This window comes from Mesorhizobium sp. M7A.F.Ca.US.006.01.1.1 (assembly GCF_003997935.1).
GTDB lineage: Bacteria > Pseudomonadota > Alphaproteobacteria > Rhizobiales > Rhizobiaceae > Mesorhizobium.
The window spans coordinates 1-591 of the sequence record NZ_RZQL01000530.1; the positions used below are offsets into that span (position 1 = coordinate 1).

The window sequence follows — 591 nt, forward strand, 5'->3', positions numbered from 1 at the left end:
GCCAAGCACGATCGCCCCCCCGCATGTGAGCCAGTTTGCTTGAGCCGAGTTTACCGACAGCGCCTGCACGGCAGATGGCTGCAGCATGATGCCGTTGGTCACCGCGCCGAAAACGAATACCAGGATCACATCCAGGGCTAGGATGCCGATGGCCATCGACTCGCGATTGCGGCGAAGCTTGGAGAAGAAGTTGTGAGGCTGAGCCTGGTTTTCCAAAATGTTTACCTCCTGCGCCATGTCTCTCAAGCCCCCGCCGTTTCGGCATGGCGACCCATCATCGCCGATACGATGTCGCGGATGGTCAGTCCGGAAGCCGGCTGGTCCATTGCGATCCGTCCGCGATGCAGCACGGCGATGCGGGTCGCCGTCGTCAGCATCCGTTCAAGATCGTGCGACACGACCAGAAGGGCGATCCCCTTGGAGGCAACGGCCTTGATGGCTTCGCAGACGAGGTCGCTTTGCCGCGGACCGAGCGCGGCTGTGGGCTCATCAAGCAGAAGAGCTTTCTTGGCGCGCAGCAGCGAGCGTGCGATCGCGACCGCCTGCCGCTGTCCACCTGACAGGTCCTCGACCTGAAGCGTGGGCGTGATG

2 protein-coding genes are annotated in these 591 nt (G+C 62.4%); both read right to left on the minus strand.

Annotated features, from left to right (window positions below):
* Nucleotides 1-237: hypothetical protein (locus EN943_RS37340; protein WP_164778623.1), on the minus strand; the 237-nt coding region annotated here is incomplete at its 3' end.
* A 5-nt stretch (nt 238-242) separates the two neighbouring features.
* The coding region (locus EN943_RS37345) for an ATP-binding cassette domain-containing protein (protein ID WP_164778624.1) at nt 243-591 on the minus strand (349 nt) is incomplete at its 5' end.